The sequence below is a fragment of the Streptomyces sp. NRRL F-5135 genome, from assembly GCF_000719775.1.
Lineage (GTDB): Bacteria > Actinomycetota > Actinomycetes > Streptomycetales > Streptomycetaceae > Streptomyces > Streptomyces hebeiensis.
Genome location: NZ_JOHR01000020.1, coordinates 76,475 through 100,155 on the forward strand (window position 1 = coordinate 76,475; position 23,681 = coordinate 100,155).

Consider the following 23,681-nt stretch of genomic DNA (forward strand, 5'->3'; position numbering starts at 1 on the left):
AGGGGTGTGGGAGCCGCCCGCGGGGCCGGGTGGCGCCGCGGGGTCGCACGCCGGGGGAGCGTAGAGCATCCGTGTGACCGATGCCTGAATGCCCGGTGTCGGTACGGCTGGTTCGCGCGGGGCTCGTGCCGCCGCCACGGCCGGGTGGGGCGGCCGTGACGGCTGTCACCACGGCGTCAGGCCGTCAGGGCGGCGGGCTCCCCGGCTCGTATGCGCGTCCCGTACGCCCGGACGGCGACGTCGTCATCGTCCAGGCACCGGCCCGTCGCCAGGTCGAAGCGCTGCTTCAGCAGCGGCGAGGCGACGAAGGGCCCCGTGCCGGGCGCACTGCCCAGCAGCCCGCGCGAGAGGACGTACGCGCCGGTGAAGGGGTCCTGGTTGGAGACCGCGTACGGCCGGCCCGACCGGTCCAGGAAGACCGCCGCCTGACGGCCGTCGGGCAGGAGCGCCGCCACGCCCCGGCCCGGGGTCAGCGCGGACACCTCGCACACCGTGAACCAGTCCTCGCCCACGCGCAGTTCCACGGATCCCGTGCCGTTGGCCCCGCTGCCGGCGTCCCTGGCGGCTCCGGCGTTCCCGGCGGCTCCGGTGTCCCCGGCCTCCGTGTCGGTCCTCCGGTCCGTGACCAGATCTGTCATCGATGTTGTCGTCGCGGTCATCGCGCAGTCGCCCCTTCCAGCGTTTCCAGCGGGAGAAATGTCAGATCCGGCTTCACCTGATCGCGTTCGGGCACGAATTTCACCGACGGGTCCGGCGCGTCCGGGGCGTTCACGAAGGACACGAACCGCCGCAGCCGGTCGGGGTCGTTGATCGTTTCCGCCCACTCGTCGCGGTATTTGGCCACGTGCGCGGCCATCATCCGTTCCAGTTCGTCGCAGAGCCCCAGAGAGTCGTGGACGACCACGTCCCGTACGTGGTCGAGCCCGCCCTCGATCCGCTCCAGCCAGGCCGAGGTGCGCTCCAGCCGGTCGGCGGTACGGATGTAGAACATCAGGAACCGGTCGATCAGCCGTACCAGTTCCGCGTCCGACAGATCCTGCGCGAGCAGGTCCGCGTGGCGCGGGTCGGCGCCGCCGTTGCCGCCGACGTACAGGTTCCAGCCGTTCGCCGTGGCGATCACCCCGAAGTCCTTGCCGCGCGCCTCGGCGCACTCCCGGGCGCACCCCGACACCGCGGACTTCAGCTTGTGCGGGGAGCGCAGCCCCCGGTAGCGGAGCTCCAGGTCGATGGCCATTTTGACCGAGTCCTGGACGCCGTAGCGGCACCAGGTCCGCCCCACGCAGGACTTCACCGTCCTGAGCGACTTCCCGTACGCGTGCCCCGACTCGAAGCCCGCGTCCACCAGCCGGGTCCAGATCATCGGCAGCTGATCCACGCGGGCGCCGAACAGGTCGATCCGCTGCCCGCCCGTGATCTTCGTGTAGAGGCCGAAGTCCCGGGCCACTTCGCCGATCACGATGAGCTTTTCCGGCGTGATCTCGCCCCCAGGGATCCGCGGAACGATCGAATACGATCCGTTGCGCTGGATGTTCGCAAGGAAGTGATCGTTGGTGTCCTGGAGGGCCGCCTGTTCACCGTCCAGCACATAGCCGCTGACGCCCAGCGTGGGCGCGAGCGAGGCGATGATCGAACCGACGGTCGGCTTGCAGATCTCGCAGCCGTCGCCGCCGCGCGCCTCTTCCCGGCCGTGGGAGTCGAGCAGCGTCGCGTACGAGGTGACGCGCAGGGTGCGGACGATCTCGTACAGCTCGCCGCGGGTGTAGGGGAAGCAGCCGCACAGTCCCTTGTCGGCGGGCCCGGAGCCGTTCGCCGCCAGCAGCCGGCCGATGACCTTCACACAGCTTCCGCAGCCGGTCCCGGCCTTGGTGCACTTCTTGACCTCGGGGAGGGAGGAGCAGGCGCAGATCGCGCCCTTGGTCACGTTGTGGCAGCTGCAGATCACGGCGTCGTCGGGCAGCGCGGCCGGGCCCAGCTCGACCGCCGCGCCGGCGCCGGCCGGCAGGACCAGCTGCTCGGCGGGGACGGGCGGTACGGAACCGGTCATCGCCCGCAGCATCCCGTAGGCGTCGGCGTCCCCGACGAGGACCCCGCCGAGCAGGGCGCCGTCCGGATCCACGACCAGCTTCTTGTAGACACCGGCGCGCGCGTTCGCGTACATGACGCTCGAACAGCCGGGCGCCGCGCCGTGCGCGTCACCGAACGAGGCGACGTCCACGCCCAGCAGCTTGAGCTTGGTCGACATGTCGGCACCGGTGAAGCCGCGTACGCCGGCCAGGGCCGCGTCGGCCGTGCCCATCGTGCCGGCCGCCGTGCCCGGAGCGTTCGCGACCGTGTCCGTCCCACTCGCGGCCACGTCCGCTCCGGCCGCTCCGGCCGCCGAGATTCCGGCGGCTCCGGTCGGCGCGGAGATCCCGGCGGCGAGCACGTCCGCCACGGTCGTGGCCATCTCGTAGCCCGGTGCCACCAGCCCGTACACCTTGCCGTCCGCCGCCAGCGCGCACTCGCCGATGGCGAAGACGGCGGGGTCGGAGGTACGGCAGTGCTCGTCGACCGCGATGCCGCCGCGCTCGCCGACGCGCAGCCCGCAGTCGCGGGCGAGCTGGTCCCTGGGCCGGACACCGGCGGAGAAGACCACGAGGTCGGTGTCGAGGACCGAGCCGTCCGACAGCGCCATGCCGGTGACGGTGCCTCCGGCGTCCGTCGTCACCTCCTGCGTGCCCACACCCGCGTGGACGGTCAGCCCCATCTCCTCGATGGTGCGCAGCAGGGCCGCGCCACCGCCCTCGTCCACCTGGACGGGCATCAGGCGCGGCGCGAACTCCACGATGTGCGTCCGGAGCCCGAGCCCCTTGAGCGCGCCCGCCGCCTCCAGCCCGAGCAGCCCGCCGCCGACCACCGCGCCGGTGCGCGCGGTCATCGCGTACTCCTCGATCGCGAGGAGGTCCTCGATGGTGCGGTAGACGAAACAGCCGGTGGCGTCCTTGCCCGGCACGGGCGGCACGAACGGGTACGAGCCCGTGGCCAGCACCAACGTGTCGTAGGTGAAGACGCGCCCCGCCCGCGAGACGACCGTGCGCGTGGCCCGGTCGACGGTCTCGGCGGGGTCGTCCAGATACAGCTCGATGCCGTGGCGCGCCATGAAGTCCGGCTCGGCCAGGGCGAGGTCGTCGGGCGTGCGACCGGAGAAGTACGAGGTCAGAGCCACCCGGTCGTAGGCGGCGCGGGGCTCCTCGCAGAGCACCACCACACGGGCCCGCGAGGTCACGTCCCGCTCGGCGAGGGCCTCCAGGAAACGCTGGCCGACCATGCCGTGGCCGACGACCACGATCGTGGGGACGGGCGTCCGGTACGTGTCGGTCATCTCGGGAGCCTCCATCGGGAGAGCGGGGCACGGGGCACGGTGCCCGGCGCGTATACGGGTGCGGGTGCGGGGCTGCGGACGCGAAAGCGGCGGGGGAGAGGGACGGCGGGGGGCGAGGCCGGTGGGTGCGGTCCGGACGCGGTTCTCAGGTCATGTCCGAAACCCTGAGCGATGGCTGTTACCCGTCCGCATCGCGCCCGTTTCCCGTACGGAACGCTGCCCTCAGCGCTCCCGGACCGGGGGTGTGAGGGGCCGGTGCGAAGGCCCGCGATGTGAGGGCCCGTCGTGTGAGGTCCCGGGGACGTCAGTGGAGGACGGCGTGATCGCGGGCGCCGCGGCCGGGGCTGCCGGGCGGCGCGCTCGCGGGGCGCGCGGCGACGAGATGGGCGTACGCGACCACGTTGCCCCGGTAGCCGGTCCTCGTGGAGAAACCGCCTCCGCAGGTGATCACCCGCAGTTCGGCGCGTTCCGCGGCGCCGTACACCTTGCGGTCGGGGAAGGCGTCCGCCTCGTACACCTCGACCGCGTCGACCGAGAAGACGGCCGTCCTGCCGTCCCGTCGGGTCACCTCGATGCGATGGCCCTTTCCGAGCGTGCCGAGCGAGTAGAAGACGGCCGGGCCCCGGGCGGTGTCGACATGGCCGGCGACGAGAGCGGTGCCCCGGGCGCCGGGAGGCGTGCCGTCCCGGTACCAGCCCGCGAGGTTGCGGTCCGTCGCCGGAGGGACGTCGAGACTGCCGTCGGACGCCAGGCCGAGCCCCACGAGCGGGGTGTCCACCGCGATCCGAGGGATGCGCAGCCGGACGGGAGCGGAGGGCGGCAGGGGATCGGCGGCCGGCTCCGTGGGACGTCCGGGACCGGTCGTGAACGCCTGGGCGGGGGACGGCTGCGGCGGGGCCGGCGGCTCGGCGCCGGTCCGCACCAGCCAGATTCCGACGCAGGCGGCGATACACACCAGCCAGCCCCCGTTGCCGAGGCCGCCCCTGCCGGTGCGGGCCCCGGCGCTGCCGATGCCGCCGCCGCTGCTGCCGATGCCGCGCCTGTCGCCGCCGGAGTTGTCGCTGCCGGGTCTGCCGCCGGTGCTGCCGCTGCCGTGTCCACCAGTGTCACGTCTGCCGCGTCTGCCGGTGCGCTCGCTGTCGTGCATGCGGTGCGGGTCCTGTCGGGAGGGGTCCCCGCCCGGTCAGCTTGAGAAGCGTGACGGGGCGGGGACGGGAGGCGGGGCCGGGCCGTGGAGACCGGCCGCTCAGCTGTCCTGCGCGCCGCTCGCCCGGCGGCGCAGGAGCCAGGTCCCGCCGGCGGCGGTCGCGGCCAGAACGGCCGTGCCCGCCGCGATCCTGGCGGTGTCGGGCGCGACACTGCCACCCGCACCGGTTCTGACATGACCGGTCGGACCGGCGTGCTCCACACGGAGCGTGCCCTCCGCCCGCCTGCCGTTGTCGCACCTCACCCGGATACGGAACGAGCCGGACCGGGCGTACCGCGGTACCCGGAACCGCCCCTCCGCCGACTCCTTGTGCTTGCCCGTCTCCGGATGCCTGCGCGTCTCCGCGGGCTTGTCCGCCTTCGGGGGTTTACCCGTGTCCAGGTGCTTGGCCGTCTCCTGACGTTTGCGGGGGGCCAGGCGGAACTCCCCGTCGCCGACGGATTCCGCGAACCCCCTGCCACGTCCGTTCCTGCCACAGGCGGCCGTCCTGACGGTGACGGTGTCACCGGGGCGTGCGGTCCGCGGCGACAGCTCCAGATCCCCGCGGTCCCCGGGGCGGGTGGGCGCCCCCGTGGACGCCGCGGAGGCGTTCACGGGGGCCAGGGCTATCGACGCGGCCGCCAGTGCGGTCGTGGTCAGCAGGCGGGCAGGGGTCTGCATGAGGGAGCCTCCCGGGGAAGGTGCGGTGATCGTCACCTCCGAGATAAGACGGCTCACGGCGCACACGCCTGCTGATGGGTGGTCAGGTAGGCCGCCGACCGGTCGCACGGAGCGCGTCCAGGAACTCGTCACCGCAGGTCACGGGCGGTTTCTGGATGCCACCGGAGGTGATCGCCGACCCCGCGCCGAACGGGTGAGGCGAAACGAGACGCGGCCGCCGGCGAGAATGCCCCGGAGCCGGAGCCGGAGCCGGAGCCGGAGCCGGAGCCGGAGCCGGAGCCGGAGCCGGAGCCGGAGCCCGGCTCTCGGTGTCCGGCGCCGGCACGGGCCCCGGTCACCCCACTCCCGGCCTGTGCGCGATGGCTCAGACCTGGTCCCACGCGACGCGTTCGTACGACTCCGTCACCGTCTTCAGTGCCGCCGCGTCGCCGGGGAACACCGTCTCGTCCACCCGGGCCACCGGGGCGATCCCGATCGAGTTGGTGACGAACGCGGCGCGGTAGCGCGGCAGGTCCGCCAGGGTGACCTCGCGGCGCACGGACGCCGTCCCGGCTTCCGGCAGCCGTGGCTCGACCAGCGTCATGGTGACGCCCGCCAGCGCCGGCGCGTCCGGCCAGACCACCCGCTCGCCGTCCCAGAAGCCGATGTTCGCGATCCCGCTCTCGGACACGACCCCGCCGGGTCCGGTGAGCAGCGCGCCGTCGAAGCCCGCGCGGCGCGCGAGCCTGCCGTAGTGAATCTGCGCGAAGCCGCCCAGGTGCTTGATGTGCGGGACGGGACGCTGATACGGAACGGACATCAGGCTCACGGCCCGGCCGTCCGACACCACGGGCGGCCCCACCGTCACCATCAGCGTCGCCTCGTCCGCCCCGTCCGGCCAGTGCACGTACACCCGTGCCGAGGCGTCCCGCACATCACCGAGCGCGTGCCGCAGCGACTCCCGTACGCGCCCGCCGTCCAGTCCCGCACCGAAGAGTTCCCGGGTCGCGGAGTCCAGCCGGGCGAGATGCGCGGCGAGGCCCCGGACGCGTCCGTTCCTGACCTGCATGGCGGTGAAGTGCCCGTACGAGTCCAGGGCGCGCAGCCGTAGATCCGTCTCCGTGGCAGGCCGGCCGTCGACCTCGACGAGCAGGTGCGGTGCGGTGATCGTCATGCCGCACACCGTACGACGGCACCGGCGCCGGACCACGATTTGACCTCTACCAAGGTTGAGGTACGACGCTCTCGGCATGAACCTCACCGATGGCACCACCTCGACCAATCCCGTCCCGTCCGCCCCGTCCACGGCGGCGGCAGGACACGAACCGCTTCGGCTCGGCGTCATCCTGGGGAGCACCCGCGAGGGCCGCTTCGGCCCGGTCGTCGCCGACTGGTTCCTCTCCCGAGTCGGCGCCCGGCCGGACTTCACCCCCGAGCTGATCGACCTGGCCGAGGTGGACCTGCCGGCCGCCCCGACCGCCCGCCCCGGCCCCGCCGCCCGGGCCGAACTCGCCAAGGTCACGCCCCGGCTGGCCGCCGCCGACGCCTTCGTCGTCCTCACACCCGAGTACAACCACTCCTTTCCCGCAGCCCTCAAGTCCCTGATCGACTGGCACTACGCCGAGTGGCGGGCCAAGCCCGTCGGCTTCGTCTCCTACGGCGGAATCTCCGGAGGACTGCGCGCCGTCGAGCACCTGCGCCAGGTGTTCGCCGAACTCCACGCCGTCACCCTCCGTGACACGGTCTCCTTCCACAACGCGGGCGCGCTCTTCGACGAGGACGGCCGGCACACGGACCCCGCCGACTGCGACGCGGCCGCCACCACGATGCTCGACCGGCTCGCCTGGTGGGGCCTGGCCCTGCGCGACGCCACGGCCCTGCGGCCGTACGCGGCTTGACGACGGCGGCGGGAATCCGGCGGCGGTCCGCCGGCCCCGGCCGGGCCGTGCGCCGACGCCCCGGGACTGCGTACGGTGGGTGTCACCGTCGGCCGGGGACGCCCCACCGGCCCATCGTCCCGGGGTGCCCGCCCGGCTCGGTGGCGCACCGGTGCTGCCCGACCGGGCGCGCCGGTGCGGGGCGCTCACCCGGCCTCAAGTCCCTTGCGGTCCGCACCCGGCAGCAGGACCGCCACACACTCACAAACCGCCACACCCCCAAAGGGAGCCTGTCCGTGACCTCCGAGCCCTCCGTCGAGCCCTCCGCCACGTCCTCCGTCCCCGCCACGGCCGTCGCCGCGCATCTGACCGTGCTGACCACGACCGACAGCGCCGAGAAGGCCGAGGCGCTCGCCCGGGGCGCGATCGAGGCCCGGCTGGCCGCCTGCGCGCAGATCTCCGCGCCGGTCACCTCCGTCTACCGCTGGGAGGGAGCGATCGAGACCGCTCAGGAGTGGCAGATCCTCTTCAAGACCACGGCCGCCGGTTACGAGGCGCTGGAGGCCCACCTGTCCGCCGCCCACGACTACGACGTGCCCGAAATCATCGCCACGCCCGTCGTGCGCGGCAGCGCGGCGTACCTGTCCTGGGTGACGGAGGAGACCGATGCGCCATGACCGCCGCAACCGTGGCCACCCGTCGGCCCACGGCCCGGAGCCCGGCCACCGACCAGGAGCCCGGAGCACGACCGGACCCCGGCCCGGACCACGACGGGGCGGGCTCAGCCTGCCCCGTCCACCGCGGTTGCCTTGTCCGTTCCAGCCGTTCCAGCCGTTCCCTCCGCCTCGTCTGCCTCCAGCGCCCGCGTCACTCCCGTTTCCCGAGGGCCCAGGAAGGTGGGATCCGGCCGCAACACGGCTTCGGCCGCGCCCTTCCCCGAGGCGAACAACTCCCGTATTTCCCCGTAGTACCAGGTCAGGTCGTGCCGCTCGGTCACGCCGACGCCGTACGACGCGACCCCCGCGGCCTCGCAGAGTGCCACCGCGCGCCGGACGTGGAAGCCCTGTGTCACCAGCACCGCTCGCTCGACCCCGAATATCTTCCGGGCCCGGACGCACGAGTCCCAACTGTCGAACCCCGCGTAGTCACTGACGATCCGTCCGTCCGGCACGCCGCGCTCCACCAGATAGGTCCGCATCGCGTCCGGCTCGTCGTACTCCTCGCGACTGTTGTCCCCCGTGACCAGGAGGACCCTCACCTTGCCCGTGCGGTACAACTCGGCCGCCGCGTCGAGCCGGTGCGCGAGATACGGCGTCGGGCGCCCCGACCGCAGCCCCGCGCCGAAGACCACGGCGACGTCCCGCGACGGCACGTCCGCGATCGTCCGCACCCGGCTGTCCGCCACCGCGTGCGTCCACGTCGACGGCACCAGCCCCAGCACGCATGCCACCATGGCGACCTGCACGGCACGCCGCTGTCCCCGCCGGGTGCGCGGCAGCCGCGGCAAACGCGGCCACCCGGCCCGTCCCGTTGGCCACAGCGCCCGTCTCCGCCGCGCCGGCCGGTGATGCCGCAGTCGCGACAGCCGGTACCGCAGCCCCGTCCCTGACATGTCCCCGCCCCCGTTTCCCCTTCTCTGCCCAGCCTTCGGTCCGCCCCGCCCGGCCTTCGGTCCCGTGCGGTCTCGCCTCCGTCCGTACGACGATCGGCGCCGCCCACTGGTGCCCTCCAGGTGACTTCCCCATCCTCCCTGTTTTTCTCCGCGCTCATCACGGTAAGTGACGGGTCTGACAATGCCTTCACACCGCCTGTGAGACCCCGGAAAACGGCTGGTGACCGTGGTGGCAACGGTTCGCAACCACGTTCCGGCAGGATGGGACCCGGACCAGCACCGCCCGCCCCGGACGGCCGGCCCGGGCCCCCGGCCGGGCTCAGTACCGTCCGTGACCGACCCCGGGGCTCGCCGTACGGAAGGGAACAAGCAGGAGCATGTTCAGCGACCGGCCCGCCCCCGCAGCCGTACCCGGCCCCGGTGCCCCCAGCCTCGTCGTCGTCGCCCACGGAAGCCGCGACCCGCGCGCCCTGCGCACCGTCACCGCGCTTCTCGACCGGGTCCGTGCGCTCCGGCCCGGCCTCGACGTACGGCTCGGCCACATCGAACTCAACGAGCCCCTGCTCACCGACACCCTCGCCACCCTGGAAGCCGACGCGCCGGACGGCGCCGCCGTGCTCGTCCCGCTCCTCCTCAGCCGTGGCTACCACGTCAAACAGGACCTGCCGGCCGCCGCCTCCGTCTCCCGCCGGGTCACCCTGGTCGCCGCCCCGCTCGGCCCGCACCCGCTGCTGACCGAGGCACTGCACGACCGTCTGGTCGAGGCCGGCTGGCCCGTGGACGCCCTGGCCGCCGACCCCGCCGCGCGCCGTACCGCCGGGGTCGTCCTCGCCGCCGCCGGCTCCCGTGACCCGCAGTCCGCGGAGGACACCCGGCGTACCGCCGCGCTGCTCGGCGAACGGCTCGGCGGCGTACCGGTCCTGCCCGCCTACGCCTCCGCCGCCTCGCCGACCGTTCCCGAGGCGCTGCGCGCCCTCGCCGCCCGGGGCCGCCACCGGACCGCGATCGCCTCGTACTTCACGGCCCCCGGCTACTTCGCCACCCGCAGCACCGCGCACGCGCCCTGGATCGCCGCCGCCCCGCTCGGCACGCATCCGGCGATGGCCCGCCTGCTGCTCCACCGCTACGACGAGGCGCTGGTGAAGCCGTACGCTGCCCATGCTCAGGCGGCCCACGAGCCGAACGAGCAGCGCCGGACCTACGGCCCGCCCCTACCCGACGTGCTCGCCGCCGCGTCCTCGCTCCCGTTCACCTCGGCCTCCGCCTCCACCTCCGCCCACCACCTCACCTCCGCCTGAAAGCACCCCCTGCGAGACGTGGACGTGGTCGTGGACGTCCCCGAAGATCCGCGAGAGGTCCGCAAAAAGCCCTTCAACTACCCCGTAACGCCCGAGAAACCCCGCCTCCGGTTACCTTCGGTGCATGGCACGCACCTCCGGCACCACTCCGACACGCCCCTCAAGCCCCCCGGACCCTCCGCGCGCCTACGACGACGCGGCCACCGAACGCTGGGCTCCCGAGCCGGACAAGCGCCCCGGCCGTACGGCCTTCCAGCGCGACCGCGCCCGCGTGCTGCACTCCGCCGCGCTGCGCCGGCTCGCGGGCAAGACCCAGGTGGTCACTCCCGGCTCCCACAGCACCGCGTGGGACACCACGCCCCGCACCCGGCTCACCCACTCCCTGGAGTGCGCCCAGGTGGGCCGCGAGCTGGGCGCGGCGCTCGGCTGCGATCCCGACCTGGTCGAAACCGCCTGCCTCGCCCATGACATGGGCCATCCGCCGTTCGGTCACAACGGGGAGCGGGTTCTCGCCGAATTCGCGGCGGACTGCGGCGGGTTCGAGGGCAACGCGCAGTCCCTGCGGCTGCTGACCCGCATCGAACCGAAACGTTTCGTGCCGTCCCCGGACGGCGACGGCCTGGTCAGTGTCGGCCTCAACCTCACCCGCGCCGCCCTGGACGCCGCCACCAAGTACCCCTGGACGCGCGGCGCGCACCCCACCCGGCCCGGCTCGGCGAAGTTCGGTGTGTACGAGGACGACCTGCCGGTCTTCGGCTGGGCCCGCAGCGGCGCGCCCGCGGGCCGTACCTGTTTCGAGGCGCAGGTCATGGACTGGTCCGACGACGTCGCGTACTCGGTCCACGACTTCGAGGACGGCCTGCACGCCGGCCACATCACCCCGGCCGCCCTGACCTCCGCCGCCGAGCGGAGCGCCGTCTGGGACGTGGCGCTCGGCCGTTACGTGCCCGAGGACACCGATCCGGCGGAACTGTCCGCCGCGCTCGACCGGCTGCTCGCCCAGCGGTGGTGGCCGCACGGCTACGACGGCACCGCCGTCGCCCAGGCCCGCCTCAAGGACGCCACCAGCCAGCTGATCGGCCGGTTCTGCGAAGCCGCCGAGACCGCCACGCGCCGGGCGTACGGTACGGGACCGCTCACCCGGTACGCGGCCGATCTGGTCGTTCCGCGCGCCGCCCGCCACGAGTGCGCGGTCCTCAAGGCCGTCGCCCACCGTTACGTCATGCAGCGGGCCGAACAGCAGGCGCTCCGCGCCGACCAGCGGATCGTCCTGGCCGAACTGGCCGGGACACTCGCCGCCCGTGCGCCCGAGGGGCTCGATCCCCAGTTCCGGGCGCTGTTCGAGACGGCGGCCGACGACCGGGCGCGCAAACGCGTCGTGGTCGATCAGATCGCGTCATTGACGGACACGGCGGCCCGCTCGCTGCACGCGCGGCTCACCGGCCGCCCCACCACATGAGGACCCGGACCTCCCGGTGAGGACCCGGACCTCCCGGTGAGGTAGCGGATCTCCCCGCGTCCGGCACGCCCAGGGGCCGTACCGGTGTGGCGGACGGGTGACATGCGCCCTCTCCACCTCACCGTTTCCGGCTCGCGCGTGTACGAAAGTAGACCGGATCACGGCAGTGAGACAGCCCGCGGAGCGCCCCCTCTTTCGCCATCACGCTCCGTGCGGGACGCTCGCAGATGGCGGCAGTACGAAGAGGAGGCATCAAGTGGTCGACGCGCATCAGACCTTTGTCATCGTCGGCGGAGGGCTGGCCGGGGCGAAAGCCGCGGAAACCCTTCGGGCGGAGGGCTTCACCGGCCGGGTGATCCTCATCGGCGACGAACTCGACCACCCCTACGAACGACCACCGCTGTCCAAGGGCTACCTCGTCGGCAAGGACGACCGCGAGAGCGTCTTCGTGCACGAGCGTGCCTGGTACGCCCAGGCCGACGTCGAACTGCACCTCGGCCAGACCGTCACCGCCGTCGACCGGGACGACCACTGCGTCCACCTGGGTGACGGGGCCTCGGTCCGGTACGACAAGCTCCTGCTGGCGACCGGCGCCGAGCCGCGCCGCCTCGACATCCCCGGCACCGACCTGGCGGGCGTCCACCATCTGCGCCGGCTCGCCCACGCGGAGCGGCTGCGCCAGACCCTGGTCGCGCTGGGCCGGGACAACGGTCATCTGGTGATCGCGGGCGCGGGCTGGATCGGCCTGGAGGTCGCGGCCGCCGCCCGCGGCTACGGCGCCGAGGTGACCGTCATCGAGGCCCAGGCGACCCCGCTCCACCAGGTCGTCGGCCCGGAGCTGGGGCAGGTCTTCGCCGAGGCGCACCAGGAGCACGGCGTCCGGTTCCACTTCGGCGCCCGGCTCACCGAGATCACGGGCCAGGACGGCATGGTCCTCGCGGTCCGTACGGACGACGGCGAGGAGCACCCCGCCCACGACGTGCTCGCCGCCATCGGCGCGGCGCCCCGTACGGCTCTCGCCGAGGCGGCGGGGCTCACGCTCGCCGCCCGCGAGCAGGGCGGCGGTATCGCCGTGGACGCCGCGCTGCGCACCTCGGACCCGGACATCTTCGCCGCCGGTGACGTGGCGGCCCTCCCGGTGACCGGCTGGGGAGCGGCGCTGTCCGCCTCGCGGGTACGGGTCGAGCACTGGGCCAACGCCCTCAACGGCGGACCGGCCGCTGCGCGCGCCATGCTCGGCCAGGACGTCACCTACGACCGGATCCCGTACTTCTTCTCCGACCAGTACGACCTGGGCCTGGAGTACTCCGGCTGGGCCCCGCCCGGCACCTACGACCAGGTCGTGGTGCGCGGGGACGCGGGGAAGAGGGAGTTCGTCGCGTTCTGGCTGAAGGACCGGCGGGTGCTCGCCGGGATGAACGTCAACGTGTGGGACGTCACCGGTGACATCCAGCGACTGATCCGCTCCGGCGCCCCGCAGGACCTGGACGCACTCGCCGACCCGGGCGTGCCGCTGAGCACCCTCGGCACCTGAGGGCGCTGTCCCCCGCAGCCACCGGGCCGGCGCAGGACCGGTGCGTCCCGAGGGCCGTCAGGGATCGCGAGCGATGCGGGGTGCCGGCCGCGGGGCCCGCGGGGACCGGGAGGGGCCGCGGGACCGGCGTGGATCGCGTCGTCCCGCGCGACCGGGCCGGGCAAGCCCGGCGTCCCGAGGGCGCCCGGCCCCCTCGCCGCCCGAGGGTGTCGGCGCGCCCCCGTAGAATTCACGCGTGGCAGGCAGGATCAACGATGACGACGTGAAGGCGGTACGGGACGCGGTCCCGATCGACGCCGTCGTGTCCGAGTACCTCCAGCTGCGCAGCGCGGGGGGCGGCAATCTCAAGGGGCTCTGCCCCTTCCACGACGAGAAGTCCCCCTCCTTCCAGGTCAGTCCGAGCAAGGGCCTCTTCCACTGCTTCGGCTGCCAGGAGGGAGGGGACACGATCGCCTTCGTGATGAAGCTCGACCACCTCTCCTTCTCGGAGACGGTCGAGCGGCTCGCCGCGCGCGCGGGCATCACCCTCCGCTACGAAGAGGGCGGGTACAACCCCACGAGCCAGCGTGGCGAGCGCAGCCGGCTGGTGGAGGCCCACAAGATCGCCGCCCGGTTCTACGCTGACCAGCTCGCCGGGCCCGAGGCCGAGATCGGCCGGGCGTTCCTCGCGGAGCGGGGGTTCGACCAGGCCGCGGCCGAGCACTTCGGCGTCGGATACAGCCCGGGAGGCTGGGACCACCTCACCCGCTTCCTGCGCGGCAGGGGGTTTTCCGACAAGGAGCTGGTGCTCTCCGGGCTCTCCCAGGACGGCCGCAACGGCCCCATCGACCGCTTCCGGGGCCGGCTGATGTGGCCGATCCGCGACATCTCGGGCGACGTGGTCGGCTTCGGCGCCCGCAAGCTGCGCGACGACGACAACGGCCCGAAGTACCTGAACACACCCGAGACCGCGATCTACAAGAAGTCCCAGGTGCTGTACGGCGTCGATCTCGCCAAACGGGACATCGCCAAGGCCAGCCGCGCCGTGGTCGTCGAGGGGTACACGGATGTGATGGCGTGTCACCTCGCCGGGGTCACCACCGCCATCGCGACCTGTGGCACGGCCTTCGGCGGGGACCACATCAAGATCCTCCGCCGGCTGCTGATGGACAACGGAACGGCCAAGGTGATCTTCACCTTCGACGGGGACGCGGCCGGTCAGAAGGCCGCGCTGCGCGCGTTCGAGGACGACCAGAAGTTCGCCGCCGAGACGTACATCGCCATCGCGCCGGACGGCATGGACCCGTGCGACCTGCGCCTCGCCAAGGGAGACGACGCGGTCCAGAGCCTGGTCGAACCCCGTACGCACCTCTTCGAGTTCGCCATCCGCCAGATCGTCTCGCGCTACGACCTGGAGACCCCGGCGGGCCGCGCGGCGGCGCTGGACGAGGCCGCGCCGATCGTCGCCCGGATCAAGAACGTCGCGTCGCAGCACGAGGTCGCGGTCCAGCTCGCCGGGATGGTCGGCATCCTCGACACCCAGTTCGTGGTCAAGCGCGTCGGCCAGCTGGCGCGCTGGGCCCGCGAGCGGGGCGGCCGGGGTCCGGCGGCGCCCCCGGAGCGGCACGGCCGGGCGGCGTACGAGCCGGGGGCACCGAGCCGGCCCTCCGGTCCCGCGCTCAACCTCCGCAGCCCCGCCCACCGCACCGAGCGCGAGCTGCTCAAGCTCGCCCTCCAACGCCCCGAGCTGGTCTCCCCGGCCTTCGACGCCTACGGAGAGGACGAGTTCACCGGCCCTCCGTACGCCGCCGTGCGCCGCGCCATCGAGGAGGCCGGCGGCGCCGAGCGGGGCGTGCACTCCGCGTCCGAGTACCTCTCCCGGGTCCGCGAGGCCGCGCCCAACGACTCCGTCCGCGCGATGGTCACCGAGCTGGCGGTGGAGGTCCTGCACGGCAAGACCATCGACGAGGTGTACGCGGGCCAGCAGCTCGTCCAGGTCCGGCTGCGTGCCGTCGACCGCCGGATCCGCGAGGTCACCAGCACCCTGGCCCGGGCCGGCGCGCACGGCGACCCGGAACACCTGGCCGCCGTGCAGAACGAGTTGTGGGTGCTCCAGCAGTACGGCGAGTCGCTGCGCAACCACGGCGCCGCCGCGCTGTGACGCGGGCCCACAACGCCGCCGTGCCGTCGCGCGGCCCACGGCGCTGCCACGCCCCCACGCGGCTCCGCCCGGCCCCACGTGGCGCCGCCCACGCCCCCAGGTGCCCCCGGGCCGTGCCACGCGCCCGCACGGCGCCGCCCGCGCCGCGGCGTGACTCCGCGCGCCAGGGACGGTGCGCCATGGTCCGCCATGTTTCCGCCGGGTTCTCATAGCGGGCGGTTCCGACTCCTTCCGTAACGACCCGGTCACGTATGGGACTCAAAAAGTCACCGCACGCCCCTCGTGACAATGCTGTGTCGTGCCCCACACTGGGATGCGGTGCCGGTCTACGGAGCGCGGCCGGTCCCACCCCACGAGAGCGCCCACCCCCACGGATCCGCTCATCGTGTACGGGACGGAAGGACGGCCCCGGCCGCCCCCGCCCCGCTGCCGCACGGCCCCCGAACCGGCAGCGATCACCTGGAGGTCGCCCCCCGTGCAGACCCGGAGCCTGACCGAGACGCTCATCGCCCCAGCCACCGCCGCGCCCCCGGCCGCCACGTCCCCGACCGTGGGACCACTGGAGCCCTTCGCCGCGGCGGGCACCCTCACCGAGGACCCGGTGGCGCCCCTGTCCCTCGTGCCGAAGCCCCCGGGACCCGCCGAGCCCATGGAACGGCGGGGCGGCCGTGACGACACCGGAGGCCCTTCCTCCGACCTGTTCCGCCAGTACCTGCGCGAGATCGGCCGTATCCCGCTGCTGACCGCGGTCGAGGAGGTGGAGCTGGCGCGGCGCGTCGAAGCTGGCCTCTTCGCCGAGGAGAAACTCACCGGGACGCCCGACCTGGACTCCGGCCTGGCCCTGGACCTCGACCGGCTGGTCGTCCTCGGCCGGATGGCCAAGCGCCGGCTGATCGAGTCGAACCTGCGGCTGGTCGTCTCCGTCGCCAAGCGGTACGTCGGCCGCGGACTGACCATGCTGGATCTGGTCCAGGAGGGGAACCTGGGCCTGATCAGGGCCGTCGAGAAGTTCGACTACACGCGCGGCTACAAGTTCTCGACGTACGCGACCTGGTGGATCCGCCAGGCCATGTCCCGCGCCCTGGCCGACCAGGCCCGCACCATCCGGGTGCCGGTCCACGTGGTCGAGCTGATCAACCGGGTCGTACGGGTGCAGCGGCGGATGCTCCAGGAGCGCGGCTACGAGCCCACGGCCGAAGAGGTCGCGGCCCAGCTGGAGCTGACACCGGAGCGGGTCAGCGAGGTGCTGCGGCTCGCCCAGGAACCGGTCTCCCTGCACGCCCCGGTGGGCGAGGAGGAGGACGTCGCGCTCGGCGACCTCATCGAGGACGGCGACGCGGCGTCACCCGTCGAGTCGGCCGCCTTCCTGCTGCTGCGCCAGCATCTGGAGGCGGTGCTCGCCACCCTCGGCGAGCGCGAACGCAAGGTGGTGCAGCTCCGGTACGGCCTGGACGACGGCAGGGCCCGCACGCTGGAGGAGATCGGCAGGGTCTTCGGAGTGACCCGCGAACGCATCCGCCAGATCGAGTCCAAGACCCTCGGCAAGCTGCGTGACCACGCCTTCGCGGACCAGCTCAGGGGTTATCTGGACTGAAACGGCGGGCCGTGACGCCCGCCGCCGTCCGCGCGGACCCGAGGATCACGAAGCCCCGGGGAGGACCCGAGGCCCCGACAACGCCGCGCGCCGCGCCCGTACCGCCTCGTCGGCGGCCACGGACGCGGCGCGGGCGATACGGCGCGGGCATGCGGGTACACGGCACGCCCGTCACCGATAAGGCCGTCACCAGTAAGGGCGTCACCGGTACGGGCACGGCCCCGTCGCCTCAGTCCACCTCGGCGACCGCCTGCGCGAACTGCGCCGCGTACAGCCGCGCGTACGCGCCACCCGCCGTCAGCAGCTCGTCGTGCGAGCCCTGTTCGACGATCGAGCCGTTCTCCATCACGAGGATCACGTCCGCGTCCCGGATCGTGGAGAGCCGGTGCGCGATCACGAAGCTGGTGCGGCCGTGGGCCAGCCGCGCCATCGCCTTCTGGATCAGCACCTCGGTACGGGTGTCCACCGAGCTGGTCGCCTCGTCCAGCACCAGGATCACCGGGTCGGACAGGAACGCCCGCGCGATCGTGATCAGCTGCTTCTCCCCGGCGCTGACGCCCGACCCCTCGTCGTCGAGCACCGTGTCGTAGCCGTCCGGCAGCGTACGGACGAACCGGTCGGCGTGCGCCGCCCGCGCCGCCTCCTCGATCTCCTCCCGGCTCACCTCGCGCGCCGCGCCGTAGGCGATGTTCTCCGCGATCGTGCCCCCGAACAGCCAGGTGTCCTGGAGCACCATGCCGATCCCGGCGCGCAGCTCCTCGCGGGACATCCGCGCGATGTCCGCGCCGTCGAGCGTGATCCGGCCGCCCGACACCTCGTAGAACCGCATCAGCAGGTTGACCAGCGTGGTCTTGCCCGCGCCCGTCGGACCGACGATCGCGACCGTCTGGCCGGGCTCCACCGCCAGCGAGAGGTCCTCGATCAGCGGCTTCTCCGGGTCGTACCGGAAGGACACGTGCTCCAGCGCCACCCGGCCCTCCGGCGCGCGCAGCCGCTCCACCGACACCGGGTCGGGCTCCTGCTCGACGGCGTCCAGCAGTTCGAAGATCCGCTCGGCGGAGGCCACGCCCGACTGCACCAGGTTCGCCATCGACGCGACCTGCGTCAGCGGCATCGAGAACTGGCGCGAGTACTGGATGAACGCCTGCACGTCACCGATCGACAGCGAGCCCGAGGCGACCCGCAGCCCGCCGACGACCGCGACCAGCACGTAGTTCAGGTTGGAGACGAACAGCATCAGCGGCTGCATGATCCCGCTGTTGAACTGCGCCTTGAAGCCCGCCTCGTACAGCTGCTCGTTCTGCTCGCGGAACGTGGCCGCCGACTCGTTCTGCCGCCCGAAGACCTTCACCAGCGAGTGGCCGGTGTACATCTCCTCGATGTGCGCGTTGAGCGTGCCGGTGACCTTCCACTGCCGCACGAACTGCGGCTGCGAGCGCTTGCCGACCTTCGCCGCCACGAGCACCGACAACGGGACGGTGATCAGCGCCACCAGCGCCAGCAGCGGCGAGATCCAGAACATCATCACCAGCACACCGACGATGGTCAGTACCGAGTTGATGAGCTGGCCCATCGTCTGCTGGAGCGTCTGCGAGATGTTGTCGACGTCGTTGGTGGCGCGGCTGAGCACCTCACCGCGCGGCTGTCCGTCGAAGTACGACAGCGGCAGCCGGGAGAGCTTCGCCTGGATCTCCTCCCGCATCCGGTACACGGCGCGGTTGATGATCCGGATGGAGAGCCGGGTCGAGACCAGCATCATCAGGCCCGCCCCGATGTAGATCACCAGGACCAGCAGCAGCACCTCGCCCACCGCGCCGAAGTCGATGCCGTGGCCGGGCGTGAAGTCCACCCCGGTCAGGAGATCGGCGACGCCGTTGTCGCCCTCCTCCCGCAGGGCGGCGATCGTCTGTTCCTTGGAGACACCCGCGGGCGTCTGCCGGCCGATGACACCCGCGAAGATCAGGTCCGTCGCCTTGCCGAGGATCTTCGGCCCGACGACCGACAGGGCGACACTGAGCACGCCCGCGCCGACCATCCACCAGATCGTCGTCTTCTCCACCGCGAGCTGTCGCAGCAGCCGCTTGCCCGACCCCTTGAAGTCCATCGACCGCTGGGCGGGGCCCGCGGCCATCATGCGTCCGCCAGGACCGCTCATCAGGCCGCCTCCGCCTCGGTCAGCTGGGAGAGGACGATCTCCCGGTACGTCTCGTTCTCCGCCATCAGCTCCTGATGGCGGCCCGTCCCCACGACCCGGCCCTCGTCCAGGACCACGATCCGGTCGGCGTCACGGATGGTGGAGACCCGCTGGGCGACGATCACGACGGTCGCCTCCGAGGTCTCCCGCGCCAGCGCCGCCCGCAGGGCCGCGTCCGTCGCGTAGTCCAGCGCGGAGAACGAGTCGTCGAACAGATAGATCTCCGGCCGCTGCACGAGCGTGCGCGCGATCGCGAGGCGCTGCCGCTGCCCGCCGGAGACATTGGTGCCGCCCTGGGCGATGGGCGCGTTCAGCCCGCCCTCCAGGGACGCGACGAACTCCCGCGCCTGCGCCACCTGCAGGGCGTGCCACAGTTCCTCGTCGGTCGCGTCCGGGTTGCCGTAGCGCAGGTTCGTGGCGACCGTACCTGAGAAGAGGTACGGCTTCTGCGGCACCAGGCTCACCGTCTTCGCCAGCAGCGCGGGATCCAGCTCCCGTACGTCCTGCCCGTCGACCAGCACGTCCCCCTCCGTCGCGTCGAACAGCCGCGGTACGAGTCCGAGCAGCGTCGACTTGCCGCTGCCCGTCGAGCCGATGACCGCGGTCGTCTCGCCGGGTCGCGCCACGAGCGAGATGTCCCGCAGCACGGGCTCCTCGGCCCCCGGGAAGCGGAACTCCGCGCCCCTGATCTCCAGATGACCGTGGCGGCGCAGCTCCCGCACCGGGTTCCGCGGCGGGACGACACTGGAGCTGGTGTCCAGGACCTCCTCGATGCGCTCGGCGCAGACCTCGGCCCGCGGCACCATCATGAACATGAAGGTGGCCATCATCACGGCCATCACGATCTGCATCAGGTACGCGAGGAACGCGGTCAGCGCGCCGATCTCCATGCCGCCGCTCTCGATGCGGTGCGCGCCGAACCAGACGACCGCGACCGACGACAGGTTCACGACCGTCATCACGGTCGGGAACATCAGCGCCATCAGCCGGCCGGTCGACAGCGCGACGTCGGTCAGCTCGGCGTTGGCCTCGCCGAACCGCCCCTTCTCGTACTCGTCCCGCACGAAAGCCCGGATCACGCGGTTGCCGGTGATCTGTTCGCGCAGGATGCGGTTGACGGTGTCCAGCCGGGTCTGCATCGTCCTGAACAGCGGCCGCATCTTCTTGACGATGAGGCTCACGGATATCCCGAGCAGCGGCACCACGGCCAGCAGCACGGCGGAGAGCGGAACGTCCTGGCCGAGCGCCATGACGACGCCGCCGACACACATGATGGGCGCGGACACCATCAGCGTGAACGACATCAGGACCAGCATCTGCACCTGCTGGACGTCGTTGGTGGTGCGGGTGATGAGGGACGGTGCCCCGAAGTGGCCCACCTCACGCGCGGAGAAGCTCTGCACGCGCTCGAAGACGGCGGCCCGGACATCGCGGCCGAGGGCGGAGGCGGTCCGCGCGCCGTAGTACACGGCGCCGATGTTGCAGAGCACCTGGACCAGACTGACGGCGATCATGATGGCGCCGAATTCCAGGATGTAACCCGAATCGCCCTTCACGACACCCTGGTCGATGATGTCGGCGTTCAGGGTGGGCAGGTAGAGGGTGGCGCACGTCTGCAACAGCTGGAGCGCCACCAGCAGGGCTATGGGTCTTTTGTAGGGCGCGAGATGGGCTCGCAGAAGTCGTAGCAGCACGCGGAGTCTCTCGGGGTCGGCTTCGAAAGTGGCGGAGATCAGGAGGTCCCGACCCACCATCTTGCGGCACCGCGGTGGCCGACCCCCAAGGTTTTACGGCCAAGGACGGGTCAAGACAGGGAAAGAGGACGGCGTGCGGGGCGCGGTGGGCGGTCAGCCCCCGTGACCGAAGGCGCCCGGGTGGATCTGCTCCCGCGTCGACGCGTACTGCTGCCGGACCGCCGTCCCGACCGCCGTGTCGTCACCCGCCTCGAAGACCTGCGCCGCCGCACCCTGCCAGGCCGGCGGGGTGTGCGGGGAGAGGGACCCCCGCGCGTATCCGAGCGCCCAGGCCGCCTGCCGCGCCGCGCCGATCGCCGCGTAGTCCGCCGGCTGCGGCACGACGACCTGCGCCCCGAAGATCGCCGGGGCCACGGCCTGGACGGCGGGCAGCTCGGCCGCGGCCCCCAGCAGGAACACCCGGCGTACCTCCACCCCCCGGCCGCGCAGGACGTCCATCGCGTCCGCGAGTGAGCACAGCATGCCCTCGAACGCCGCCCGCGCCAGGTGCTCCGGCTTCATCGACTCGCGCCGCAGCCCGGTCAGGGTGCCCGCCGTGTGCGGCAGCCGCGGGGTGCGCTCGCCCTCCAGGTACGGCAGGAACACCAGGCCCGAGGAGCCGGGCGTGGACTTGAGCGCCAGCGCGGACAGCTCGCCGAGGTCGTCCGTCCCCAGCAGTTCCGCCGTGCCGCGCAGCGCCCGTACGGCGTTGAGCGTGTGCACCACCGGCAGATGCATTCCGGTGGCGTCCGCGAAGGAGGTGATCAGCCCGGTGGGGTCGGCCAGCGACTCGTGGTGGACGGTCATCACCGAACCCGAGGCCCCCAGTGAGACGACGGCGTCCCCGACGCCCACGCCGAGCCCGAAGGCCGCGGCCATGGTCTCACCGGTCCCCGCGGAGATCAGCAGGCCCTCCGGCGTGGTCCCGGCGGCGTCGGCGGGCCCCAGCACCTCGGGCAGCGCCACCTGGTGCCCGAGCGCCAGTTCCACCAGGTCGGCGCGGTAGGCCCCCGTACGGGCGGACCAGTAGCCGGTGCCGGACGCCGCGCCCCGGTCGGTCGTTCTGCGCGCCGGACGCCCGAGCAACTGCCAGACCAGCCAGTCGTGCGGCTGGAGCACCAGCGCGGTGCGCCGCGCCGCGTCCGGCTCGGTCCGCGCGAGCCAGCGCAGTTTGGCCACGAGCTGACCCGACTGCGGTACGGAGCCGACGGCCTCGGCCCAGGCGTGCCGCCCGCCCAGCGCGTCCACCAGGTCGGCGGCGGCGACCTGCGCGCGCTTGTCGTTGCCGATCAGCGCCGGCCGGACGAGGTCGCCCTGGCGGTCCAGCGCCACCATGCCGTGCTGCTGGGCCGAGACGCCGATGGCCTGTACGCCCTCCAGCAGCCCGCCCGTCGCGGCCTCGCCGAGGGACAGCAGCCACATCTGGGGGTCGACATCGGTGGCCTTGGGGTCGACCGGATGCTGGGCGTAGCCCTGCCGCAGCACGGCACCTGTGTCCGCGTCGCAGACGACGACGCGCGTGAACCCGGACGAACTGTCCAACCCGGCGACTATTCCCATGGCACCCGATTCTGCCGCACCGGCGACGTGATCACGTCTGCCGGCCACGACGGCTCCGCGGGGCCACGGCGGGGGCGCCGCCCGTGGCGAGCCGGCGCCCCGACCGCGTCAGGTGTTGCTGGTGCCCCAGTCGTCCTCACCGTTGCGGCTGCGCTCGCGCAGCGAACGCACGCGCTGGGCGACCGAGTCCGGCACCTTGTCCCCGACCCGCTCACCGACCACCCCGCTCACCGAGTGGTACGCCTTGCCCGCGACTTCCCGCCCGGTCCGCCCGGCCGACTCCGCGGCGTTGCGTACGGCGGGGTTCTGGGAGACCTGCCGCACCGATTTCTTCAGCTGTTCGTAGCGCTCGCGTCCCGCACGCGTTCCGAGTACGTATCCGCAGGCCAGACCCGCGAAGAACGTGAGGCGGTACCGCATGGCTGCCACCCTTCCCTGAGCTCGTCAGTCCCCCGGCGCCGCCGCCGGACCGTCCGTGTCTGCTGTCCGCTTACCCCGTGGCCGCGCGGGATCACCCGAGGTGCCCGGCCGGAAGCGATTGGCGGAGCACCCCCCTGCTTGCGCTAATGTATGTGTCGCAGCGAACGTGCGCCGCCCGGGATGCCCGGGGTGGGTACGTTCGGTGCAACGCGACAATCCCCTGTAGCTCAATTGGCAGAGCAGCCGGCTGTTAACCGGCAGGTTACTGGTTCGAGTCCAGTCGGGGGAGCGCGATCCCCTGTAGCTCAATTGGCAGAGCATTCGGCTGTTAACCGGAGGGTTGCTGGTTCGAGTCCAGCCGGGGGAGCGGTACGGGAAGAGGGCCCTGGCGGGCCCTTTTTCGTTTGCCCGCACCCTGTGCCCGGAGCCGTCCGCACAGGGAACCCGAATGTGTCCCCGACACCCCCGCCGCCGCGCGCCGACGACGCCGCCGCGGGTGCAGCGCCGTCCCTCTTTCGGCTCTTCCCCGGCCCGGTGGGAACCGCGCGGGGCACGGCGAAGTCCTCAAGGTCAGGCGATGCCGACCATCCGAAGCAGGAGATCGTATGAGCGGCTATGCTGCGGCAGACGGCGCGCACAAATGTGCGCGACGCGCCGTTAGGGGCGGTAGCTCAGCCGGTTAGAGCAGCGGACTCATAATCCGTCGGCCGTGGGTTCGAGTCCCACCCGCCCCACCGGGACGAACGCCCGAAAAAACGTTCTGACCTGGTGAAACGCAAAGGTCGGCGCCGCCGTGATCATGGCGGCGGTCCCGACTGAGACGTTAGACCAAGATCCAGTGGTCAGACAGTGGACACGCGGTCGGCAGGGCCGACCGGGTCACGCGGAACGCGGGTTTCCCCCGTCCGGCCCCTCGTCGTGACCGTCGTCGCCGGGCGGGACGGAGTGATCATCCTCACGTGCCTCCGGAGCGCGTGACTCCGCCGAGGCCGGCTCGTCCCCGTGGACCCCGGACTCGACGCTGCCGGGATGGCCGCGGGCTCGGGGGTTCTC

General features: G+C 72.5%; 17 protein-coding genes and 3 tRNA genes. 10 read left to right on the forward strand and 10 right to left on the reverse strand.

Annotated elements, in window-relative coordinates; all coding sequences use genetic code 11:
* Positions 1 to 176: 176 nt before the first annotated feature.
* From nirD to IG02_RS0129745, 5 genes are all read right to left on the reverse strand, one after another.
* Positions 177 to 638 carry a nitrite reductase small subunit NirD gene (gene nirD / locus IG02_RS0129720; RefSeq protein WP_078854937.1) on the reverse strand — a complete coding sequence of 154 codons (462 nt, stop codon included), beginning with the start codon at positions 636 to 638 and terminating at the stop codon, positions 177 to 179.
* 17 nt (positions 639 to 655) lie between these two features.
* Positions 656 to 3,361, reverse strand: coding sequence for a nitrite reductase large subunit NirB (gene nirB, locus IG02_RS37075; RefSeq protein ID WP_037804661.1), 2,706 nt, complete (start codon positions 3,359 to 3,361; stop codon positions 656 to 658).
* Positions 3,362 to 3,665: 304 nt separating this feature from the next.
* On the reverse strand, positions 3,666 to 4,373 hold the full coding sequence (locus IG02_RS0129735) for a class F sortase (protein ID WP_051765891.1): 708 nt from the start codon (positions 4,371 to 4,373) through the stop codon (positions 3,666 to 3,668).
* Between the two features lie 234 nt (positions 4,374 to 4,607).
* Complete coding sequence (locus IG02_RS0129740) at positions 4,608 to 5,228, reverse strand: hypothetical protein (RefSeq protein ID WP_030754742.1); 621 nt, start codon at positions 5,226 to 5,228, stop codon at positions 4,608 to 4,610.
* Positions 5,229 to 5,592: 364 nt separating this feature from the next.
* On the reverse strand, positions 5,593 to 6,381 hold the full coding sequence (locus tag IG02_RS0129745) for an aminotransferase class IV (RefSeq protein WP_030754744.1): 789 nt from the start codon (positions 6,379 to 6,381) through the stop codon (positions 5,593 to 5,595).
* A 76-nt stretch (positions 6,382 to 6,457) separates the two neighbouring features.
* Between IG02_RS0129745 and IG02_RS0129750 the strand changes: the two genes are divergently transcribed.
* Positions 6,458 to 7,105 (forward strand): NADPH-dependent FMN reductase, encoded by a 648-nt coding sequence (locus IG02_RS0129750; protein WP_030754745.1) that lies wholly within the window; start codon positions 6,458 to 6,460, stop codon positions 7,103 to 7,105.
* Between the two features lie 275 nt (positions 7,106 to 7,380).
* Positions 7,381 to 7,761 carry a divalent-cation tolerance protein CutA gene (gene cutA, locus IG02_RS0129755; protein ID WP_078854939.1) on the forward strand — a complete coding sequence of 127 codons (381 nt, stop codon included), beginning with the start codon at positions 7,381 to 7,383 and terminating at the stop codon, positions 7,759 to 7,761.
* A gap of 104 nt (positions 7,762 to 7,865) precedes the next feature.
* Here cutA and IG02_RS0129760 read toward each other — a convergent pair whose 3' ends face one another.
* Positions 7,866 to 8,537, reverse strand: a complete 672-nt coding sequence (locus IG02_RS0129760) for a SanA/YdcF family protein (protein ID WP_420707803.1) — start codon at positions 8,535 to 8,537, stop codon at positions 7,866 to 7,868.
* A 536-nt stretch (positions 8,538 to 9,073) separates the two neighbouring features.
* Between IG02_RS0129760 and IG02_RS0129765 the strand changes: the two genes are divergently transcribed.
* The 5 genes from IG02_RS0129765 (at position 9,074) to IG02_RS0129785 (ending at position 16,721) form a co-directional block, all read left to right on the forward strand.
* The gene (locus IG02_RS0129765) at positions 9,074 to 9,994 is read left to right on the forward strand and encodes a sirohydrochlorin chelatase (RefSeq protein ID WP_078854941.1); all 921 of its coding nucleotides are present in this window, start codon (positions 9,074 to 9,076) and stop codon (positions 9,992 to 9,994) included.
* A 124-nt stretch (positions 9,995 to 10,118) separates the two neighbouring features.
* Positions 10,119 to 11,453: a deoxyguanosinetriphosphate triphosphohydrolase gene (locus IG02_RS0129770; protein ID WP_030754750.1), complete on the forward strand. Its 1,335-nt coding sequence runs from the start codon at positions 10,119 to 10,121 to the stop codon at positions 11,451 to 11,453.
* Between the two features lie 256 nt (positions 11,454 to 11,709).
* Positions 11,710 to 12,987, forward strand: a complete 1,278-nt coding sequence (locus IG02_RS0129775; RefSeq protein WP_030754752.1) for an NAD(P)/FAD-dependent oxidoreductase — start codon at positions 11,710 to 11,712, stop codon at positions 12,985 to 12,987.
* Between the two features lie 235 nt (positions 12,988 to 13,222).
* Positions 13,223 to 15,127 (forward strand): DNA primase, encoded by a 1,905-nt coding sequence (gene dnaG, locus IG02_RS0129780; RefSeq protein ID WP_030754753.1) that lies wholly within the window; start codon positions 13,223 to 13,225, stop codon positions 15,125 to 15,127.
* A gap of 475 nt (positions 15,128 to 15,602) precedes the next feature.
* Positions 15,603 to 16,721 (forward strand): sigma-70 family RNA polymerase sigma factor, encoded by a 1,119-nt coding sequence (locus tag IG02_RS0129785; protein WP_030754755.1) that lies wholly within the window; start codon positions 15,603 to 15,605, stop codon positions 16,719 to 16,721.
* A gap of 229 nt (positions 16,722 to 16,950) precedes the next feature.
* Here IG02_RS0129785 and IG02_RS0129790 read toward each other — a convergent pair whose 3' ends face one another.
* The 4 genes from IG02_RS0129790 to IG02_RS0129805 form a co-directional block, all read right to left on the reverse strand.
* On the reverse strand, positions 16,951 to 18,876 hold the full coding sequence (locus IG02_RS0129790) for an ABC transporter ATP-binding protein (protein ID WP_030754757.1): 1,926 nt from the start codon (positions 18,874 to 18,876) through the stop codon (positions 16,951 to 16,953).
* Positions 18,876 to 20,609: an ABC transporter ATP-binding protein gene (locus IG02_RS0129795; protein ID WP_030754759.1), complete on the reverse strand. Its 1,734-nt coding sequence runs from the start codon at positions 20,607 to 20,609 to the stop codon at positions 18,876 to 18,878. Before IG02_RS0129795 ends, IG02_RS0129790 begins: the two co-directional genes overlap by 1 nt.
* Before the next feature lie 153 nt (positions 20,610 to 20,762).
* On the reverse strand, positions 20,763 to 22,208 hold the full coding sequence (locus IG02_RS0129800) for an FGGY family carbohydrate kinase (RefSeq protein ID WP_030754760.1): 1,446 nt from the start codon (positions 22,206 to 22,208) through the stop codon (positions 20,763 to 20,765).
* 108 nt (positions 22,209 to 22,316) lie between these two features.
* The gene (locus tag IG02_RS0129805) at positions 22,317 to 22,628 is read right to left on the reverse strand and encodes a hypothetical protein (RefSeq protein WP_030754762.1); all 312 of its coding nucleotides are present in this window, start codon (positions 22,626 to 22,628) and stop codon (positions 22,317 to 22,319) included.
* Between the two features lie 216 nt (positions 22,629 to 22,844).
* Here IG02_RS0129805 and IG02_RS0129810 point away from each other — a divergent pair.
* The 3 genes from IG02_RS0129810 (at position 22,845) to IG02_RS0129820 (ending at position 23,362) form a co-directional block, all read left to right on the forward strand.
* Positions 22,845 to 22,917 (forward strand) — tRNA-Asn (locus tag IG02_RS0129810).
* A gap of 5 nt (positions 22,918 to 22,922) precedes the next feature.
* Positions 22,923 to 22,995 (forward strand) — tRNA-Asn (locus IG02_RS0129815).
* Between the two features lie 293 nt (positions 22,996 to 23,288).
* A tRNA-Ile gene (locus tag IG02_RS0129820) sits at positions 23,289 to 23,362 on the forward strand.
* The last annotated feature ends 319 nt before the right edge of the window (positions 23,363 to 23,681 follow it).